Below are 17,669 nucleotides of genomic sequence, written 5' to 3'. Positions count from 1 at the left end.
AAAGATCCCCCATGGACCCGCACACCATTACCACGCTTGCTGAGCTCGAAGCGTTGTATGCCAGGCCGGCTGCACCGTCGCTCGCAAAGGAAGTCGACTACCTGCACCCGCACTACCGCGCCTTTTTGGAAGCGGCGCCACTGTGCCTGCTTTCGACTGTCGGCAAGGATGCTGCGGAATGCTCGCCGCGCGGCGACGCTCCAGGCTTCGTGCAGGTGCTGGACGAACGCACGCTGCTGTTGCCCGACCGCCGCGGCAACAACCGCATCGACAGCCTGCGCAATATCGTCGCCGATCCGCGCGTGGGGCTGCTGTTCGTGATCCCCGGCATCAACGAGACGCTGCGCATCAACGGGACCGCGCGGATTTCGGTCGATCCCGCCTTCATTGCGAGGTGCGTCGTCGCAGGCAAGGCGCCCGTGTCAGTGCTGGTCATCCAGGTCGAGGCCGTGTTTTTCCAGTGCGCCCGAGCATTGCTGCGCTCGCGCCTGTGGGATGCGGATACGCAGCGCCCGCGCAGCGAACTCCCCAGCAATGGTGAAATCCTGGCGGCGTTGAGCCGCAACGCGATCGATGGCACTGCCTACGACCGCGAACTTCCCGAGCGGCTGCGCACTTCGCTCTACTAGGACTCGATTCCATGTACACGCCATCCCATTTTTCCAGCGACGATCCCGCACTGATCGATGAAGTCATGCGCCGCTATGCGTTCGCGACGCTGACTGGCAACGATGCGGATCACCGGCCGTTTGCGACGCATCTTCCGGTTGTGGCGGAGCGCGACGGGCAAACCTGGCGGATCGAAGGACACGTCGCGCGCGCGAATCCGCATTGGCGCTGGCTGGAGCAATCGCCGCAGGCGCTGCTGGTGTTCCAGGGCCCGCACGGCTATGTATCCCCGTCGCTGTACGAACAGAAGCTGTCGGTGCCGACCTGGAACTACGTCGCGGTGCATGTGTATGCCGACGTCACTACGGTGCATGACGCCGGCGAAAAGGACGCACTGCTAAAGCGCCTGATCGGCCGCAACGAGCCCGACTATGCCGAGCAGTGGCGCGGCCTGCCTGAGGACTTCCAGCAAAAAATGCTGGGGGCCATCGTCGGCCTGCGCGTGGTGCCAACGCGTGTCGAGGCGAAGTTCAAACTGAGCCAGAACCGGCCCGCCGCCGACCGCGCGCGCATCCTGGCCGCGCAGCGCGAAGGCAACGAAACCGAGCGCGACATGGCCGACTGGATGGCGAGGCTCACTGGCGCCTGACTCCGCATCAGCCGCGCGGCAGCCACTCCGGCGCGTGCGTGCCCAGCGGCTCAGAAGGCAGCGCCCAGTGCGCCGGCGTCTCGGACAGCTGGGCGGCGTGCCGCACCACTGTCAGCATGCCGAAGCCCGACGGCAGCACCTCCAACAGGTCGGCGACGTCGTCAATCTTCTGCTCGGGTGCCTGCAGCCCATCCGGCACGCGGCCCAAACCCCGCAGCCACTGCCCGACCTGCGCCAGCGACACGCGCACAAGCCAGCTCCCGCCTTCGGTGGCGCGCCGGTGCAGCGCCGCCATGGCGCCAAACGCGAGCAGGTAACCAGCCGCATGGTCGAGTACCTGAGCCGGCAAGGGACGCGGGACATCGTCCCCGGCCGCCTGCGCTTCCGCATGGTTGAAACCCGTCGCCGTCTGCACCAGCGAATCGAACCCGCGCTTGCCTGACCACGGCCCGACATGGCCGTAGGCACTTAGCGACACATAGATGATGCCGGGCCGGGCACGCGCGGCCGCTTCAGGGCCCACGCCCAGTTCAGCCAACCCGCCGGGCCGATAGCCCTGCAGCATCACATCGGCGCCATGCAGCAACTTGTGCAGCGTGCGCTTGTCGTCGGGGTCGCGCAGGTCGAGCTCGCAGTTGCGCTTGCCGCGGCCGGTGTCGATCACCAGCGGGGCAATGGCCGGCAGGTGCGCTGCCGTGACCATCAGTACGTCGGCCCCATGCGCGGCCAGAGTCCGCCCCGCTACCGGCCCGGCGATGATCCTCGTGAAATCTAGGACGCGGACACCGGAAAGCGGCCGGCCTTCGGCCGAAGGCAGCGCTGGCAAGGGCTGCGGCGGCGCTTCGCCGATCCGCTCGAGCGTCACTGGCGGCAGCCCGCGCAGCGCCTCGGCCTGCGGATGCCGGTCCCATTCGTCGAAGCTGCGCATGGCGGCAACGACCAGGCCGGCGTCGGACGCCGTGGCCTCGAACGCTTCGGCTTCCCACTTGCCAAGCGCCGCCTGGACCGCAGCCTTGTCGTGAGCGCAGCCCAGTAGCCGCAGGACGCCATCCCGGTGGTGCGGGAAGTTGGTGTGCAGGCGAACCCAGCGGCCATCGCCGCAGCGATAGACGCCGGCGATCTTGTCCCAGAGCTCCGGGGCCGGGCCGCCATCTACGCGCAGGTAGCGCTCGCTGCGGAATTCGGTGATGGCATGGCGCATCTCCACGCCGACCTGCTGCCAGCGGCCGGTACGCTGGTGCCAAAGCGCAGCGGCGGCCAGGGCCGAGGCCGCCAGGCTGGCCTGTGCCGCGGTACCCACGGCAAAGCTGGACGGCAGCACCGGCTCGTCGCCCGTGAGGACAAGGTGATCCAGCGTTTCGGCAGGCAACCCGGCGCCCTGCCACAAGGCAGAGACAACACTGGCCGGCGCGGCGGGAACAGTAGCGGTATCGAGACTGGCAGTCATGGCGGCAAACCCCGAAAAGATGCCGGGGGGCGCGAAGCCGGCCGGCCGGTGAACGTTCGCCCTACATGCTACCCCCGGACGTCACTTTCCGTGATCCCCACCACGCCAGCCGGGTGCCGCCATGGACAAAAGCGGGCACAAATCCAACGTGCTCCTGCCGAGTGGCACCGCTGGCACGGTAAAATCATGAAATTGGCAATCCGCCACGCAACACTGAAGACCAAGCGGTCCATCCAGCCGCCAGCCGGCGCCACCATGAGCCACGACAACAAGCCTACCGACAGCACGCCCGCCTCGCCCGCAGTCTCCAACTTTCTGCGGAGCATCATTGACCAGGATCTCGCAGCCGGCACGTACGCCGGCCGCCAGGACAGCCAGGGCGAGCCGCTGCCGACCGTCATCACCCGCTTTCCGCCGGAGCCCAACGGCTACCTGCATATCGGCCATGCCAAGAGCATCTGCCTGAACTTCGGCCTCGCGCGCGACTACGGCGGCCGCTGCCACCTGCGCTTCGACGACACCAATCCGGTCAAGGAAGACACCGAATACGTCGACTCGATCATCGACGCGGTGCACTGGCTCGGCTTTTCCTGGGACAGCAAGACCCCGGGCGGCCAGCCGCACCTGCATTATGCGAGCGACTACTTCGACCAGCTGTACGCGTTTGCCGAAAAGCTGATCGAGCGCGGCGCCGCCTATGTCGACAGCCAGAGCGCGGAGCAGATCGCCGCCAACCGTGGCAATTTCTCGGAGCCGGGCAAGCCTTCGCCATTCCGCGACCGCAGCGTCGAGGAGAACCTGCAGCTGTTCCGCGATATGCGCGACGGCAAGTACAAGGACGGCGAGCACGTGCTGCGCGCGAAGATCGACATGACCGCGCCGAACATCGTGATGCGCGATCCAGTGATCTACCGTATCCGCCATGCCCATCACCACCGTACTGGCGACAAGTGGTGCATCTACCCGATGTACGACTTCACGCACTGTATTTCGGATGCGATCGAGAACATCTCGCATTCGCTGTGCACGCTCGAGTTCGAGAACAATCGCCCGCTGTACGACTGGGTGCTCGAGCATCTGCGCGACGCTGGCGTGTTCCGCGATCCGCTGCCGCACCAGTATGAATTCGCGCGCCTGAACCTGACCTACGCGATCACCAGCAAGCGCAAGCTCAAGCAACTGGTGGACGAACAGCGCGTGGACGGCTGGGACGATCCGCGCATGCCGACCATCGTCGGTATCCGCCGCCGCGGCTACACGCCGGAATCGATCCAGCTGTTCTGCGACCGCGTGGGCGTGGCCAAGGCCGACAGCTGGATCGACATGAGCACGCTCGAAGGCTCCGTGCGCGACGACCTGGACGCGCGCGCAGCGCGCGGCGTGGCCGTGCTCGACCCGCTCAAGCTGATCCTCGACAACTACCCCGAAGGCCAGACCGAGGAATGCTCGGCGCCGGTGCATCCGAAGAAGCCGGAATTGGGCAAGCGCGTGTTCCCGATCTCGCGCGAGCTGTGGATCGAGCGCGAGGACTTCAACGAGACCCCGCCGAAGGGCTATTTCCGCCTGTTCCCGGGCAACAAGGTGCGCCTGAAGTACGGCTATGTGATCGAGTGCACCGGCGTGGACAAGGACGCTGACGGTAACGTCATCGCCGTGCACGCAAACTACCTGCCCGACACCAAGAGCGGCACGCCGGGCGCGGACAGCGTCAAGGTCAAGGGCGTGATCCACTGGGTCAGCGCCGCCGCGGCCTACGAGTGCGAAGTGCGCCTGTACGACCGCTTGTTCAACGACCCGAACCCGGATGCCGGCGGCAAGAACTTCCTCGAAGCGCTGAACCCCGATTCGAAGAAGGTAATCACCGCCTATCTGGAGCCGAGCCTGCGTGACGCGAAGCCGGAAGACCGCTTCCAGTTCGAGCGCCATGGCTACTTCGTCGCCGACCGCAACGATTCCCAGCCGGGCAAGCCGGTATTCAACCGCATCGTCGGGTTGAAAGACAGCTGGGGCAAGTGATGGCAAAGGCAGGCAAATCGAACGTGCAGGTCATCACGTTCGAGCTCGACGGCGAATTCATTGCGCTCAATGACCTGCTCAAGCTGGCCGGCATATGCGACAGCGGCGGCGCCGGCAAGGCGCTGGTCGCGGCCGGCGAAGTCTCGGTGGACGGCGAGCCCGAGTCGCGCAAGACTGCGAAAATCCGCGTCGGCCAGGTGGTGAGCCTGGCCGGCATCGACATCCGGGTGGTTGCCGCCTGATTGCCGGTGCACGGCAGCGGCGCGGCCACCGGGAAGAATGCAGCTTCACGGAAGGACGGAACGATGCCGATCGCATTCTGGTGTGTCCTGGTGGCAGGCGTCCTGCCGATCTTGACCGTGGCCATAGCCAAAGGTGGCGGCAAGGCCTTCGACAATCACGATCCGCGCGGCTGGCTGGAACGCCAGAGCGGCCGCGCGCGCCGTGCCGACATGGCACACCGGAACCATTTCGAGGCATTTCCGTTCTTTGCCGCCGCAGTCCTGTCCGCGAGCTTTCTGCAGGCTCCGCAGGCGCGCATCAACGAGCTGGCAATCGTTTTCATCCTCGCGCGCGTGCTCTACACGGTGTGCTACCTGACGGACCGCCCTACGCTGCGCTCGCTGTGCTGGACCATCGGTTACCTGTCGGCGATCGGCATTTTCCTGCTGCCGGTTTTCGTGCATAACTAGGAGCGACCAGCCATGCGTTTGCGATGCCTTGCGTGGCTGCTGGCTGCCTTGGGTGTGACGGGTGGTGGCGCGGCCGGTGCTGCGCCGGTTTCGTACACCGTCGACCCGACGCATACGACCGTCTACTTCGCCACGAGCCATTTCGACCGCACCACGGTGCGCGGAAGGTTTGGCAAGATCGACGGGCGAATCATCTACGATCCTGCCACGGGCGCCGGCGGCATCGATTTCACCGTGGATACGGCGTCGGTGGACACCGGCAACCGAAGCCTTGACGGCGTGCTGCGTTCGGCACAATTCTTCGATGCCGCGAATTCGCCGGTGGCCAGGTTGCGGGCCGACCGCTTCGTTGTCGAAAACGGCAAGCTGGTGGCTGTCGAAGGCGAACTGACCCTGCTGAGCACGACCCGGCCGCTGCGGCTGGAAGCCGACCGCTTCAGCTGCGGCGAGATCTCGCTGTTCGGCATCCGCCGCAAGGTCTGCGGCGGTGACTTCCACGCCACTGTGACGCGCAGTGGTTTTGGCATGACCCGCTTCCTCCCTGAAGTGGGTGACAACGTGACGCTACAGATCTCGGTTGAAGCGATGCCCTCGGATTCGGTAGCCCCATGACGGCATCGGATCACCTTTGCAGTCCGATTCTTTTGTAAAATTAGTGGTTTGCTTTTCCCCAATTGCCTGCCGCGTCGCGTCCTCATCCTGCGTGCCCGGCGATGCGAGACAGACAATGATCGATATCCACTCTGGCGACATCGTGGCCGCCGCGCTGGCCGCCTCCGGGGCGTGCCTGCTGTGCGCCATCCCCGCTGATTTCCTGCGTCGCTTCCCGCTGTGGGCTGTGCGCACCTATGGCCGCGGCGCGCTGCTGCTGCCGTTCCTGGCCATGACGGTCGGCACCTGGCTGTTCCGCCTTGCGACGGCTGGCCAGATCGACAGCCCGGCCGGCAATGCCATGGTCGTGGCGGCGGCTTTCCTGAGCACCGTGCTGATGTCGGCGCTGCTGCGCTTCTATCTCAGCGAATACCGCAAGCGCTGATGTCGTGCGGCTGGCCTCTCGCCAGCCTGCTCGCGCCTGGCCGGTGCCGGCCATATGTCCGGCGGCCCGAATCACGTATGATGCGGCCTTTCGCGTCGCATGACGCGTGCCTCACGCTTTCCCCATGGCGCTCAAATCCACGATCTTCAAAGCCGAACTGTCCGTGTCCGACATGGACCGGCCCTACTATGGCAGCCATGCGCTGACCATCGCCCAGCATCCGTCCGAGAACGATGCGCGCATGATGGTGCGGCTGCTCGCCTTTGCCTGCGAAGCCAGCGAAACCCTCGCCTTCACCCGTGGCCTCGACGAGCCGGACGAGCCGGACCTGTGGGAGAAGAGCCTGACCGGCGACATCATCCACTGGGTGGAGCTCGGCCAGCCCGACGAAGCGCGGCTCAAGCGCGCGGCCGCACGCGCCGAACGCGTCACGGTCTATGCCTATAACGGCGCCAGCGCGCGCGAATGGTGGAAGGGCATGGCCGGCAAGGCCGGCAAGCTGCGCAACGTCACGGTCTACAATGTGCCGACTGACGCCGTCGACGCGCTGGCCGCGCTCGCGCAACGCGCCATGCGCCTGTCCGTGACAATCCAGGATGGCGAGATCTGGGTCAGCGACGACGACCGCAATGTGCAACTGACGCTGGATGTACTCCAGCGCGCCGCAGGCTGAGCAGGCCGGCATCGACCTGCCCCGCCCCGATCCCACCGCATTTATTTGCACCAACCGGAAGGAATAACACCATGCAGACGACCCCGTCTGGCCTGCAGTACGAAGACACCACCGTCGGCTCCGGCGCCGAAGCCGTTGCCGGCAAGCACGTGACCGTGCACTACACCGGCTGGCTGTACGAAAACGGCCAGGCCGGCCGCAAGTTCGATTCGAGCAAGGATCGCAATGACCCGTTCGTGTTCCCGCTGGGCGCCGGCCATGTCATCCGCGGCTGGGATGAAGGCGTGCAGGGCATGAAGGTTGGCGGCGTGCGCCGTCTGGTGATCCCGGCCGACCTGGGCTACGGTGCGCGCGGCGCCGGCGGCGTGATTCCGCCGAACGCCACGCTGCTGTTCGAAGTGGAATTGCTGGGCGTCTGACGCCAATGACGAAGCGGGCATTGCCCGCTTCGCTTCCGTTTCAGTCTCAGTATTGGCCGAGAAATCGGCTCAGAAGCCGATGGCGGCATTGCCGACATCGACGCGGACCTTGTCGCGGTCCAGCAGGCGCGCCGCATGGCGAGCATATTCCTGCGCCCAGGCGGTATCGCCGGTAAAGCGCGACTCCCCCGAGAATTTTGCGACGTTCAGGATCTTGTCGATCACGAGCACCTTGCCAACAGGGCTCGACGCCTGGCAATCGAGGTCGGTGTATTCCTTGTCGAACCAGCGCCACGCTGCGTCCTCCGGGATCGATGCCAGTTCGGCCTGGCTGATCGTGAATTCGAACTCCTTGCCGCCGCTGAACACCACCGTAAGCGTACGCGCCATTGCCGGTTCTCCATGGTCGGGATAATGCTGCCATTGTAAGGACAAGGTGGCAGCCAGAGCCAGTGCAGACGCGCGCTGGCGTGATCGCGGACAAATCGTCAATTGCTGCCTGACCGTTGCCCGGCACCCACACCGTTGGCCGCCACCGACGAAATATGGCGGCCGTGCCGCTTGCGGCCCCTGCCCGTTGCCCCGCTTTGCATTATGCTGGCAGCATGGCCATCACCCGACAGGACCTCGAAACGGACCGGCTGCGCTCCTCGCTGTGCAGCACGCCGATCGCGTCCGCCCTGTTGCCCGAGCAAGCGCTCGAGCAAACGCTTCACGATGCGCTCGCCAGCCGGCCCGATGATGGCGCGCTAAACGGCGATGTCTGGGTATTCGGCTACGGCTCCCTGATCTGGAACCCGATGGTGGTGCACACCGAACGCCAGCGCGCGACCGTGCATGGCTACCATCGCGGCTTCTACCTGTACTCTCGCATCAACCGCGGCACGTGGGACAACCCGGGGCTGGTCCTGGGACTGGATCGCGGCGGCTGTTGCCACGGCATGGTGTTCCGCATTCCGAGCCATATGGTCGAACAGGAATTCCGTCTGTTGTGGCGCCGCGAGATGCTGACCGGCGCCTATCATCCGCGCTGGCTGCGCGTCCGCACCGGCAGCGACCCGGACGGGCCTGAGCAACGTGCACTCGCCTTCGTCATGAACCGCGAGCACGAAGGCTATGCCGGGCGCCTGCCCGATGCCAGCGTGGTTGAACGGTTGCGCCATGCTGTCGGACTTTACGGCCCCGCGCGCGAATACCTGCAGCAGACCCTGCTGGGCCTGGCCACCAATGGCGTTGATGATCCCTACCTCGGCCGCCTGTGGCGCCAGCTCCAGGCCCATGACGCCGCCGACGCTGCCCGCAGCCATGGCGGGCTCGCGCATCCTGCCGGGACCGATGCCAGCGACGCGCCGCTGCCCCAGCCGGCCAGCCCGCACGAGACCGTCTGAACCAGGAGCGAACGCCATGACGCGCCCCGTTCTCCGCACCCGCCGCCAGGCGCTCTCCGAGATGCTGGGATTGATGGGGTTGCTGACCTGCGGTGCGCTGCTGGCCGGCCAGGGCAACCAGACCCTGGCGGCACGGCCCTCGGGAGCATCAGCCCCGGCCGGCTCGCCACGCGGGCCGCGTGGCGACAGCACGCACGTACCGGCCCGCTCGGAAGGCATCAGCGCGCTGGACCGCAACCTGTTCACCGCCGCCTCGGCGGGCGACCTCGAACTGGTCAACCGCCTGCTCGCGGCCGGCGCGTCGGCGCAGGCGGTCGATGAGCGCGGCCGCAGTGCCCTGCTCGCCGCCGTCTATAACCGCCGCGGCGAGGTTTCGAGGACGCTGATCGTGGCCGGCGCCGACGTCAACCGCAAGGACACCGAGTCCAACAGCCCATTCCTGCTTGCGGCAGCCACGGGGCAGGTCGATGTGGTACGGCTCGCGCTGTCGCATGGGGCGGACCTGACCAGTACCGACCGCTACGACGGCACGGCGCTAATCGTTGCCAGCCAGCACGGCAATGTGGAAGTGGTGAAGCTGCTGCTGCAGAAAGGTATTGCCGTCGACCACGTCAACCAGCTCGGATGGACGGCGCTGCTGGAAGCCGTGATCCTCGGCGACGGCGGTGCGCGCTACGAAGAGATCGTGCAGTTGCTGATCGACGCAGGCGCCGATGCCAATCTTGCCGACCGCGAAGGCGTGACGCCCACGCGCCATGCGCGCGAGCGCGGCTACAAGTCGATGGTGAAGATCCTGATGCGTGCCCGCGGGCATTGACCGCAGGCACGCAGCCTGACGCCGGCGTCAGGCTGCCGCGGGCTTCTGCGCGCTCTCACTGCGCGCGTTTTCAGTCTCCTGCAGCTGACGCCACATCACCTTGCCCGTACCGGACTTGGGCAGCGCATCGACGAACTCGACCACACGCGGGTACTTGTAGGCGGCCATGTTTTCCTTGGCCCAGTCGACGATTTCCTCGGCCGTGGTCTTGCCCTTGGCGTGCGCGCGCAGCACCACTACCGCCTTGACGGTCTCGCCGCGATACGCGTCGCGCGTGCCGATGATGCATGCCTCCTGCACATCCGGATGCTTGTACAGCAGGTTCTCCACTTCGGCCGGCCACACCTTGAAACCGGACGCATTGATCATGCGCTTGAGGCGGTCGGTGATGAAGTAGTAGCCCTCTTCATCCATGCGACCGAGGTCGCCGGTACGGAAGAAGGTTTTGCCCTCGAATTCGATGAAGGCGTCGCGCGTCGCGTCTTCCTTGCCCCAGTAGCCCTTGAACACCTGCGGGCCAGACACGATGATCTCGCCGACTTCGTTGGGCGGCAGTTCCTTGAGCATAACCGGATCGATGACGCGTGCGTCGGTGTTGAAAGTCGGCACGCCCAGGCACTGCAGTTTCGGTCGGTCGGCCGGGTTGCTGTGCGTCGGCGCCATGGTCTCGGACAGCCCGTAGCCTTCCAGGTAGTTCAGCCCGAACTGGTCGCGCAACCGCTCCGCGATGGCCTGCGGCATGGCCGCGCCGCCACCGCCGATATAGCGCAGGCTGGACATGTCGAACTCCGCGAGGTTCGGGCTTGCCAGGAAATCGATCACCATCGTCGGGATGTTGGTCCAGTGCGTGACCTGGTAGCGCGAGATCAGACGGCCGGCAACTTCGCGATCCCAGCGTGGCAGCATCACGACCGTGGCGCCGCTGTAGATCGGGCCGTTCATGCCGTACTGCATGCCGGTCACATGGAACAGCGGCAGCACCGACAGGATCACCGATTCCGCACCGCTGCCTGACCACGTCGCGCCGCCCACGATGTTGTGCATCACCGAGCGGTGCGTATGGATGCAGCCCTTAGGGAAGCCAGTCGTACCGGACGTGTACGGCATCACCGCGAGATCCTCGGGGCCGGCCGTGTGCGGGCCGGGCTGCAGGCCGGCGCCGAGCGCTTCAGTCCACGGCGTGGCGCCGGCGGGCAGCGGATGCTGCGTCGTCAGCCACGACGCCGGCGCATCTTCCGGGTGTTCGTGGGTGGCCGGCAACGCATCCGAATACTGAGTTGCCAGCAGGTGCTGCAGACGATCGGCCGGCGCCAGTTCGGACTGGGCCTGCTCGACGCCCACGGCCAGGTCCGCAGTGCAGATGGCCACGCGCGCGCCGGCGTCGGTGACGTAGTGCTTGAACTCTTCGACGCGGTTCATCGGGTTGACTGGCACCACCACGGCATCCGCACGCAGGATCGCGTAGTAGCTGACGATGAACTGCGGGCAGTTCTGCATGTACAGCAGCACGCGGTCGCCCTTCTTCACGCCGGCCTTCTGCTGCAGCCAGCCCGCCAGCGCGGTCGCCTGCGCCTCCAGTTCGCGGAACGTGACAGCCTTGCCGAAATAGCGAATGGCCGCCTTGTCCGCATAGCGGTGTGCGGAGACCTCCAGGTTGTACCAGAGCGAAGTCTCGGGCAGCACGATCGAGGTCGGCACGCGCTTTGGCCAGAACTGGAAATGCGGGCGAGCGGGGTTCTGCATCGAAGAGTCTCCTGTGCGGTCTTTGGGCGACCTGTGTAAGGGTGTCAATCACTATAACCGAACGATCGTTCTATTTTCAATCGGTGACTTTCCCGAATCGTGCAATGGAATAGTGCGCCAAATGGGGGGCAATGAAGCCGCCAAGGTTGCAATTGGCGCCTTCGCCCTCACAATCGTTCTATTCCAGAACTCGATGCCTGCCAGACAGGCTTGCCGCCATGAGCGATGTCACCCTGCAGAATTTCGAACCGGAAGTGATCGAGGCCTCGCGCCAGGCACCGGTGCTCGTCGATTTCTGGGCGCCGTGGTGCGGTCCCTGCCGCACGCTGGGCCCGATGCTGGAAAAGCTAGAGGCAGAAGCCAATGGCCAGTGGAAGCTGACCAAGGTGAACGTCGATGAGAACCAGGAGCTGGCGGCCCACTTCGGCGTGCGCAGCATTCCCCACGTGGTGGCGTTCGCCGACGGGGAGGCGGTGGACCAGTTCATCGGCGTACTGCCGGAATCGGGCCTGCGCGAATTCCTGTCGCGGCTGACGCCGAACCCCGCGCAACTGGCGCTGCAGGACGCACAGTCATTGGCCGCGGCTGGGGACCGCCAGGCTGCCGGCGATGCGTTTCAGTCGTTGCTGGCGCTGGATCCCGGTTCCGACGCCGCGCGTCTTGCGTACATCAGCTTCCTGCTGGACGGCAATGCGCTGGCCGAGGCCGAAGCGGAATTCGGCAGACTGTCCCCGCAAGCCGCGCAGGAAGACGCCTATGCCGCGCTGCGCACGCGACTGGAAGCAATGAAGGGCGTGAGTGACCTGCCGGACGAGCAAACCCTGACGAGCCGCATCGCGGCCGACCCGCGTGACCTGCCGGCCCGGCTTGACCTGGCCCGCCTGCTGATCGCGCGCCAGCAGTACGAGCCCGCGCTCGAACAGTTGCTGGCGATCGTGCGCATGGACCGCGGCTTTGAGGACGATGTTGGCCGCAAGACCATGATTTCGGTGTTCGATATGCTGGGCGACCACCCTGACGTGGTGTCGCGCTGGCGCCGTCAGCTCAGCACCTCGCTCAACTGACGCACGGCGGATGCGCACAGGCCATGGCGCGTTAAACTGGCGGGCCTGCTTCCAGCATCCGCCTGATATTCCCGCCATGACCGCATCCGTGCGACTGATCGATTTCCAAGCCAACGCGCCCGCCCCCACCCACGACCGTCCGCGCCCGGACCGGCTCGTCGCGGGCAACCCCGACCGCACCACCTGGACGCACTACAGTGCGCAGCACGGCGATTTCGATTGCGGTATCTGGGCCTGCGAGCCGGGCGCCTGGCGCATTGCCTTCCCCGCCGGCAAGGAGGAATTTTTCCATGTAATCAGCGGCCGCATCCGCATCAGCGACGATGCCGGCGCGGCCAGCGAGTTCGGGCCGGGCGATGCTTGCGTGATTCCGGCAGGATTCACTGGCCTGTTTGAAGTGCTGGAGCGTGTGCGCAAGTACTTCGTCGTGATTGACCGCGAGGCTGCGCAATCAGCCTGAATCAGGCTGCCGGCTGGTCGGCAGGACCTTCGACCAGTGTGAAGCCGTTCTTCTGCATGTGCTCGACCATCATCGCGTCCATGGACTTGACGTGGTGGTCGAACCAGCCCGACAGTTCGGCCGCCAGCCGGCGGCCCAGCTCCAGTTCCCCGTCGCTGGCAACCTTGTCGCGCACCGCCTTGGCCACGGCCAATACCTGCTGGTGCTCGCCGGCATGACAGTGGCGCGGCCCGAACCCCATCGCCTCCATCCAGGATTCCTCCTGGGCAAAGTGATGGCGCGTGTGATCGATCCATTCGTCCATGGCCGCGAGGAAACCGGCGTCATCGGCACCTGCGACGGCTGCAAGCAACTGCACGAATTCCGCATGCGTGGCGTCGGTGACCGGTTCGCCCAGATGCAGGTCGGCGGGCAGGCCGTCGGAAGAGAGCTGGCTTTTGGAATCCATGGAAGGGGCTGGCGCGGCGGGCGGCATGGAAAGAAACGGAAAGGATACCGAAATCAGTGGCCCGGCATCTGATTTCGCTCAAATCCGCCCGGGACGCGCGAGCGGTTATGCTTGATGCTGCGCCGCCACCAGCGGCACCCCTGAGCCAAGGCTTCCCCGATGCCACGACTGATCTTCTTCTGCGGCCATGCCGGTACCGGCAAGTCCACCCTGGCGCATCGCCTGATCGGCCCGCTGATGCAGGCGACCGGCGAGCCGTTCTGCCTGCTCGACAAGGATACGCTGTATGGCCGCTACAGCGCCGCCGCCATGGCCGCCATCACCGGCGACCCGAACGACAGGGACAGCCCTGCCTATCTGGACAACCTGCGCGACCCCGAATACCAGGGCCTGCTCGACACGGCGCGCGAGAATCTTGCGCTGGGCATCAGCGTGCTGGTCGTCGGACCGCTGTCGCGCGAGATCAAGGCCCATCAGCTCCATGATCCGGCGTGGTTGCACGTGCCAGCCAGGACTGCGGTCCGCATTGTGTGGGTGCACCTGCCCGAAGACGAGGCGCACGCGCGCATCATCCGGCGCGGCAACCCCAATGACGCCTACAAGCTCGCGCACTGGGAGGCCTATCGCACGCGCCGCTTCATGCCGGAACCGGCCGAGTACCCGGAACTCATCTACTTCAACAATCTTGCACCCGAGCAGGCAGAGACCGACGCGCTGCTGCGCGCATTGAGCGCTTAGGGCTTGCCTCTGGCGATCGCGCCGATCACGGCGGAAGCCGCGACGAACCCGAACACCGCTGTCACCGCCACCGAGGATCCGAAGCCGGCGCAGGCCAGCCCTTGCGGCCCCGACGCAGGCGCCACCGCCGCAGCCGGCGGCGCTTCGTCGATCTCGCAGGCCTGCTGTTCGGGTTCGGGATACTGCAGCGGCTCGTCCGAATAGACCGCCGCGATGCCGAACCTCTTCTTCGGATCACGCGAAAAGCCCCAGTCCTTGCGCAGGCTCGCGCGAACCTTGGACAGCAACGGATCCTGGATGGTACGGGACAGATCGTCGATGCGCACGCGCGTCGGGTCGAACTGCCCGCCGGCGCCGCCGCAGGTGATGATCGGCATGCCGTGGCCGCGCGCCCAGCCCAGCATGGCGGTCTTGACGCGCACCGCATCAATGGCGTCGATCACGTAATCGTGGCCGGCGCCGAGCAGTTGGGCCACGTTGTCCGTGGTGACGAAGTCATCGACCTGCGTGACGCGACAGCGCGGGTTGATCGCCATGATGCGCTCGGCCATGGCCTCTACCTTGGCGCGGCCGTAGGCATCGCCAAGTGCATGGATCTGCCGGTTGGTGTTGGACAGCGCGATATGGTCGAGGTCTATCAGCGTGATGCGGCCGACGGCATTGCGCGCCAGCGCCTCTGCCGTCCAGCTCCCGACGCCGCCGATGCCCACCACGCAAATGCTGGCCGCCTCAAGGCGCGCGAGCCCGGCGTTGCCGTAGAGCCGGGCGACACCGCCGAAACGGCGGTGATAGTCGTCATCGGCCGGGCTTTCGTGGGTCAGCGGTTCGGGCAGATCCGCCAGATGAGTCGGCAGTTCGGGCAATGGGGAGGCAGCGTCGTTCATGCTGGCAGTCGGGTTGGAAATCGGCTGAATTCGGGCGGAAAAACTTGCGGGCACGCGCATGCAAAATAGGACGGCGCACGCGGCTCTGTCAGCCATTCCCCGACAGGTAAGCGAAGCGCGCAACTATACAATAGACCTAGTGCCCCGTCCGCCGCATGCTCCGCAGCGGTGTGCAGCCTCACAGGAGACACCCCATGCCGGTGCGCCGCAAGGTCATTCTCTGGACAGTGCTCACGCCGATCCTGCTGATAGCCCTGCTGGTCATCCTGATCCTGACCTTCGACTGGAACCGCCTGAAGCCCTGGCTGAACGAGCGGGTGTCGGATGCCATCGGCCGGCCGTTCGCGATCAACGGTGATCTCACCGTCACCTGGCGCACGGCTGAGGGAGAGACCGGCTGGCACACGCTGGTGCCCTGGCCCCGTCTTTCGGCGCGGGACATCACGATCGGCAATCCTGACTGGACCAAGTCGCCAAACATTGCCACCGTGCGCGAATTGATCTTCGTGCTGCGCCCGGTACCGCTGCTGACCCATGAGATCGCGGTGCCAACCATCGTGATCGACAGCCCCGCCGTTTGGCTGGAACGACTGGCCGACAATCGCAACAACTGGACATTTGACACCGGCCCAAAGACGGGCAAGTCGCGCTGGCATCTCGACATCGGCGAAGTCGTGCTCGCGCGCGGCAATCTCGCCTTGTCCGACGAGGCGCAGAAGATCGAGCTGCAAGCGTCGGTCGATACGATCGGGGACGCTGCGCTGTACGAGAAGGCACGCGATGGCGCGCTGGTCACGCCTGACGCCTCCGCGCCAGCCAGCGAATCGGCGCCGGTTGCCGCGAGCGCGCCGTCCGCGTCTGGCCCTCCCGCCAATGCCGTGGCCGGCAACCAGCGTTACGGACTGCGCTGGAAAGCCAACGGCCGCTACAACGAGGCGAGCATCAACGCCAGCGGCAAGGCCGGCAACGTGCTGAGCCTGCGCAATGTGAACGTGCCCTTCCCGCTACTGGCTGATGTACGCGTCGGCGCGACCCGGGCCGTCATCGAAGGCACGCTCACTAATCCGGCGCACCTCGCCGCCCTTGATGTTTATCTGCATCTGCAGGGCGACAGCATGGCCAAGCTGTACGCGCTCACGGGCATTGTGCTGCCTTCCACGCCGCCGTACGAAACGCGTGGCCGGCTGGTGGCCACGATTAAAAAGGGCGCATCGGTCTATGCGTACCGCGGCTTCACGGGCAAGGTCGGCGGCAGCGACCTGAGCGGCACATTGACCTTTACGCAGCGCGTACCGCGGCCACTTCTGGCCGGTGAGCTGGTTTCCAAGGAGCTGCGCTTCGTGGACCTGGCACCGCTGATTGGCGCCAACGCGAAGCCGGGCAAACCTGCGCCGGACAGCAATGTGCGCCAGCCTGCCGACAAGGCGCTACCGGTGGCGCCGTTCCGGACCGAACGCTGGGACAGAATCGACGCCGATGTCCGCTTCACCGGCAAGCGCATCATCCGCGATGAACGGTTGCCCATCACCGACCTGGTGACGCACCTGAAGCTGCAGGATGCGGTGCTGCTACTCGATCCGCTTAACTTCGGCGTTGCCGGCGGCGACCTGGTATCCACTATCCGGCTCGACGGCAAGCGCGAGCCGATGGGCGCCGTCATCGACATGCGTGCGCACCACCTCAAGCTCAAGCAGTTGTTCCCGACGGTGCAGTCGATGCGGGCCAGCATCGGGGAGATCAACGGCAGCGCCAAGCTGTCCGCGGCCGGCAATTCCGTGGGCGCATTGCTGGGATCGTCCAACGGCGAGGCCAAGCTGCTCGTCGAAAACGGCACCGTCAGCAAGTTCCTGCTGGAAGCCGCGGGCCTCAATGTCGGCAGCGTGATCATCTCCAAGCTGTTCGGCGACAAGCCTGTGCAGATCAATTGCGGCGTCAGCGACTTCGCGTTCACCAACGGCATCGCGCGGGCCCGCACTTTCGTGCTGGACACGCAGGATGCCGAGATCGTCGCCGAGGGCGCCGTCGATCTCAACAGCGAAAAGCTGGCCATGACGATCCACCCGGACTCCAAGGGCGTGCGAATCTTCTCGCTGCGCTCGCCGCTCTATGTCGGCGGGACGCTGAAGAAGCCGCGTGTGAGCCCCGATGTCGGCGTGCTGGCGCTGCGCGCCGGCGGCGCACTCGCGCTCGCGCTGGTCGCCCCGGTGGCCACGGCCGTGGTACCGCTGGTCGACCTGTCGTCGTCGAAGGAAAACCAGTGCGGCCGTCTGCTGGCGGACTTGAACAAGAAGCCGATTGCACCGCCGCCCGGCAAGACCTATCGTGACCCGAAGGCGCCGGGCGCGGCCAGCGCGGTGGCCGCCGAACTGCGCAACCCGGAGCATCCCGCCCCGGCTCAGCAGGCAAAGCAGGCGCAACAGGCCCAACAGCAAGCGCAGCAACCAGCCAGGGCACCGCAGCCAGCGCAGGGACCGCAAGCGCAACAGGCCGAGGACGGTCGCACTGCGCGCCCACCAGCGGCACCTGCTAACCGGCCACCGACTGATGCCGAGCTTTATCGGGGCGGCTGATCTTCCCGCCAAACCG

General features: G+C 65.9%; 20 protein-coding genes. 15 read left to right on the top strand and 5 right to left on the bottom strand.

What is annotated here, in order from left to right:
* The first annotated feature begins 11 nt into the window (after positions 1 to 11).
* Positions 12 to 629 (top strand): pyridoxamine 5'-phosphate oxidase family protein, encoded by a 618-nt coding sequence (locus K2O51_RS16665; RefSeq protein ID WP_011297020.1) that lies wholly within the window; start codon positions 12 to 14, stop codon positions 627 to 629.
* 11 nt (positions 630 to 640) lie between these two features.
* The gene (locus tag K2O51_RS16660) at positions 641 to 1,258 is read left to right on the top strand and encodes an FMN-binding negative transcriptional regulator (protein WP_140949658.1); all 618 of its coding nucleotides are present in this window, start codon (positions 641 to 643) and stop codon (positions 1,256 to 1,258) included.
* A gap of 7 nt (positions 1,259 to 1,265) precedes the next feature.
* On the opposite strand, the gene K2O51_RS16655 is transcribed toward K2O51_RS16660, so the two are convergent.
* Positions 1,266 to 2,705 carry a CoA transferase gene (locus tag K2O51_RS16655; RefSeq protein ID WP_011297018.1) on the bottom strand — a complete coding sequence of 480 codons (1,440 nt, stop codon included), beginning with the start codon at positions 2,703 to 2,705 and terminating at the stop codon, positions 1,266 to 1,268.
* Between the two features lie 255 nt (positions 2,706 to 2,960).
* Between K2O51_RS16655 and K2O51_RS16650 the strand changes: the two genes are divergently transcribed.
* From K2O51_RS16650 to K2O51_RS16620, 7 genes are all read left to right on the top strand, one after another.
* The gene (locus K2O51_RS16650; RefSeq protein WP_041679849.1) at positions 2,961 to 4,721 is read left to right on the top strand and encodes a glutamine--tRNA ligase/YqeY domain fusion protein; all 1,761 of its coding nucleotides are present in this window, start codon (positions 2,961 to 2,963) and stop codon (positions 4,719 to 4,721) included.
* Positions 4,721 to 4,963, top strand: a complete 243-nt coding sequence (locus K2O51_RS16645; protein WP_011297016.1) for an RNA-binding S4 domain-containing protein — start codon at positions 4,721 to 4,723, stop codon at positions 4,961 to 4,963. The genes K2O51_RS16650 and K2O51_RS16645 overlap by 1 nt, the downstream gene beginning before the upstream one ends.
* Positions 4,964 to 5,026: 63 nt before the next feature.
* Positions 5,027 to 5,413, top strand: coding sequence for an MAPEG family protein (locus K2O51_RS16640; protein ID WP_011297015.1), 387 nt, complete (start codon positions 5,027 to 5,029; stop codon positions 5,411 to 5,413).
* Between the two features lie 12 nt (positions 5,414 to 5,425).
* Complete coding sequence (locus tag K2O51_RS16635; protein WP_220631406.1) at positions 5,426 to 6,025, top strand: YceI family protein; 600 nt, start codon at positions 5,426 to 5,428, stop codon at positions 6,023 to 6,025.
* 115 nt (positions 6,026 to 6,140) lie between these two features.
* Positions 6,141 to 6,449, top strand: coding sequence for a hypothetical protein (locus K2O51_RS16630; protein ID WP_011297013.1), 309 nt, complete (start codon positions 6,141 to 6,143; stop codon positions 6,447 to 6,449).
* Between the two features lie 124 nt (positions 6,450 to 6,573).
* Positions 6,574 to 7,122: a YaeQ family protein gene (locus tag K2O51_RS16625; protein ID WP_011297012.1), complete on the top strand. Its 549-nt coding sequence runs from the start codon at positions 6,574 to 6,576 to the stop codon at positions 7,120 to 7,122.
* A 71-nt stretch (positions 7,123 to 7,193) separates the two neighbouring features.
* Positions 7,194 to 7,541 carry an FKBP-type peptidyl-prolyl cis-trans isomerase gene (locus K2O51_RS16620; RefSeq protein WP_011297011.1) on the top strand — a complete coding sequence of 116 codons (348 nt, stop codon included), beginning with the start codon at positions 7,194 to 7,196 and terminating at the stop codon, positions 7,539 to 7,541.
* Between the two features lie 69 nt (positions 7,542 to 7,610).
* Here the strand turns inward: K2O51_RS16620 and K2O51_RS16615 are convergent, their stop codons facing one another.
* A complete protein-coding gene (locus K2O51_RS16615; protein ID WP_220631405.1) occupies positions 7,611 to 7,931 on the bottom strand; it encodes a hypothetical protein in 321 nt (106 codons plus the stop codon).
* Positions 7,932 to 8,146: 215 nt separating this feature from the next.
* Here K2O51_RS16615 and K2O51_RS16610 point away from each other — a divergent pair, with 215 nt between their 5' ends.
* A complete protein-coding gene (locus K2O51_RS16610) occupies positions 8,147 to 8,929 on the top strand; it encodes a gamma-glutamylcyclotransferase (protein ID WP_220631404.1) in 783 nt (260 codons plus the stop codon).
* Between the two features lie 16 nt (positions 8,930 to 8,945).
* Positions 8,946 to 9,746, top strand: a complete 801-nt coding sequence (locus tag K2O51_RS16605) for an ankyrin repeat domain-containing protein (protein WP_011297008.1) — start codon at positions 8,946 to 8,948, stop codon at positions 9,744 to 9,746.
* Positions 9,747 to 9,773: 27 nt separating this feature from the next.
* On the opposite strand, the gene K2O51_RS16600 is transcribed toward K2O51_RS16605, so the two are convergent.
* Complete coding sequence (locus K2O51_RS16600) at positions 9,774 to 11,489, bottom strand: long-chain fatty acid--CoA ligase (protein WP_140951093.1); 1,716 nt, start codon at positions 11,487 to 11,489, stop codon at positions 9,774 to 9,776.
* A 218-nt stretch (positions 11,490 to 11,707) separates the two neighbouring features.
* Between K2O51_RS16600 and trxA the strand changes: the two genes are divergently transcribed.
* Positions 11,708 to 12,553: a thioredoxin gene (trxA, locus tag K2O51_RS16595; protein WP_220631403.1), complete on the top strand. Its 846-nt coding sequence runs from the start codon at positions 11,708 to 11,710 to the stop codon at positions 12,551 to 12,553.
* Positions 12,554 to 12,629: 76 nt separating this feature from the next.
* The gene (locus K2O51_RS16590; protein ID WP_041679512.1) at positions 12,630 to 13,013 is read left to right on the top strand and encodes a cupin domain-containing protein; all 384 of its coding nucleotides are present in this window, start codon (positions 12,630 to 12,632) and stop codon (positions 13,011 to 13,013) included.
* A 1-nt stretch (position 13,014) separates the two neighbouring features.
* On the opposite strand, the gene K2O51_RS16585 is transcribed toward K2O51_RS16590, so the two are convergent.
* A complete protein-coding gene (locus K2O51_RS16585; RefSeq protein ID WP_041679511.1) occupies positions 13,015 to 13,461 on the bottom strand; it encodes a bacteriohemerythrin in 447 nt (148 codons plus the stop codon).
* Positions 13,462 to 13,620: 159 nt separating this feature from the next.
* On the opposite strand from K2O51_RS16585, the gene K2O51_RS16580 reads away from it, so the two are divergent.
* Complete coding sequence (locus K2O51_RS16580; protein WP_011297003.1) at positions 13,621 to 14,199, top strand: P-loop nucleotide/nucleoside kinase family protein; 579 nt, start codon at positions 13,621 to 13,623, stop codon at positions 14,197 to 14,199.
* Here K2O51_RS16580 and tcdA read toward each other — a convergent pair.
* Entirely contained in the window at positions 14,196 to 15,083 is an 888-nt protein-coding gene (tcdA, locus tag K2O51_RS16575; RefSeq protein ID WP_245001921.1) for a tRNA cyclic N6-threonylcarbamoyladenosine(37) synthase TcdA, read from the bottom strand. The genes K2O51_RS16580 and tcdA overlap by 4 nt on opposite strands.
* A gap of 194 nt (positions 15,084 to 15,277) precedes the next feature.
* On the opposite strand from tcdA, the gene K2O51_RS16570 reads away from it, so the two are divergent.
* Entirely contained in the window at positions 15,278 to 17,653 is a 2,376-nt protein-coding gene (locus tag K2O51_RS16570; protein WP_220631402.1) for an AsmA family protein, read from the top strand.
* Positions 17,654 to 17,669 lie beyond the last annotated feature (16 nt).

Origin of the sequence: Cupriavidus pinatubonensis (genome assembly GCF_019602855.1) — a bacterium.
GTDB lineage: Bacteria > Pseudomonadota > Gammaproteobacteria > Burkholderiales > Burkholderiaceae > Cupriavidus > Cupriavidus pinatubonensis.
This window is presented reverse-complemented; position numbering and strand designations above follow the sequence as displayed.

What these genes read in the sequence shown, in the direction of transcription:
- K2O51_RS16665 (WP_011297020.1), top strand. Translation starts at nt 12, where the DNA reads ATGGACCCGCACACCATTACCACGCTTGCTGAGCTCGAAGCGTTGTAT.
- K2O51_RS16660 (WP_140949658.1), top strand. Translation starts at nt 641, where the DNA reads ATGTACACGCCATCCCATTTTTCCAGCGACGATCCCGCACTGATCGAT.
- K2O51_RS16655 (WP_011297018.1), bottom strand. Translation starts at nt 2,705, where the DNA reads ATGACTGCCAGTCTCGATACCGCTACTGTTCCCGCCGCGCCGGCCAGT.
- K2O51_RS16650 (WP_041679849.1), top strand. Translation starts at nt 2,961, where the DNA reads ATGAGCCACGACAACAAGCCTACCGACAGCACGCCCGCCTCGCCCGCA.
- K2O51_RS16645 (WP_011297016.1), top strand. Translation starts at nt 4,721, where the DNA reads ATGGCAAAGGCAGGCAAATCGAACGTGCAGGTCATCACGTTCGAGCTC.
- K2O51_RS16640 (WP_011297015.1), top strand. Translation starts at nt 5,027, where the DNA reads ATGCCGATCGCATTCTGGTGTGTCCTGGTGGCAGGCGTCCTGCCGATC.
- K2O51_RS16635 (WP_220631406.1), top strand. Translation starts at nt 5,426, where the DNA reads ATGCGTTTGCGATGCCTTGCGTGGCTGCTGGCTGCCTTGGGTGTGACG.
- K2O51_RS16630 (WP_011297013.1), top strand. Translation starts at nt 6,141, where the DNA reads ATGATCGATATCCACTCTGGCGACATCGTGGCCGCCGCGCTGGCCGCC.
- K2O51_RS16625 (WP_011297012.1), top strand. Translation starts at nt 6,574, where the DNA reads ATGGCGCTCAAATCCACGATCTTCAAAGCCGAACTGTCCGTGTCCGAC.
- K2O51_RS16620 (WP_011297011.1), top strand. Translation starts at nt 7,194, where the DNA reads ATGCAGACGACCCCGTCTGGCCTGCAGTACGAAGACACCACCGTCGGC.
- K2O51_RS16615 (WP_220631405.1), bottom strand. Translation starts at nt 7,931, where the DNA reads ATGGCGCGTACGCTTACGGTGGTGTTCAGCGGCGGCAAGGAGTTCGAA.
- K2O51_RS16610 (WP_220631404.1), top strand. Translation starts at nt 8,147, where the DNA reads ATGGCCATCACCCGACAGGACCTCGAAACGGACCGGCTGCGCTCCTCG.
- K2O51_RS16605 (WP_011297008.1), top strand. Translation starts at nt 8,946, where the DNA reads ATGACGCGCCCCGTTCTCCGCACCCGCCGCCAGGCGCTCTCCGAGATG.
- K2O51_RS16600 (WP_140951093.1), bottom strand. Translation starts at nt 11,489, where the DNA reads ATGCAGAACCCCGCTCGCCCGCATTTCCAGTTCTGGCCAAAGCGCGTG.
- trxA (WP_220631403.1), top strand. Translation starts at nt 11,708, where the DNA reads ATGAGCGATGTCACCCTGCAGAATTTCGAACCGGAAGTGATCGAGGCC.
- K2O51_RS16590 (WP_041679512.1), top strand. Translation starts at nt 12,630, where the DNA reads ATGACCGCATCCGTGCGACTGATCGATTTCCAAGCCAACGCGCCCGCC.
- K2O51_RS16585 (WP_041679511.1), bottom strand. Translation starts at nt 13,461, where the DNA reads ATGGATTCCAAAAGCCAGCTCTCTTCCGACGGCCTGCCCGCCGACCTG.
- K2O51_RS16580 (WP_011297003.1), top strand. Translation starts at nt 13,621, where the DNA reads ATGCCACGACTGATCTTCTTCTGCGGCCATGCCGGTACCGGCAAGTCC.
- tcdA (WP_245001921.1), bottom strand. Translation starts at nt 15,083, where the DNA reads ATGAACGACGCTGCCTCCCCATTGCCCGAACTGCCGACTCATCTGGCG.
- K2O51_RS16570 (WP_220631402.1), top strand. Translation starts at nt 15,278, where the DNA reads ATGCCGGTGCGCCGCAAGGTCATTCTCTGGACAGTGCTCACGCCGATC.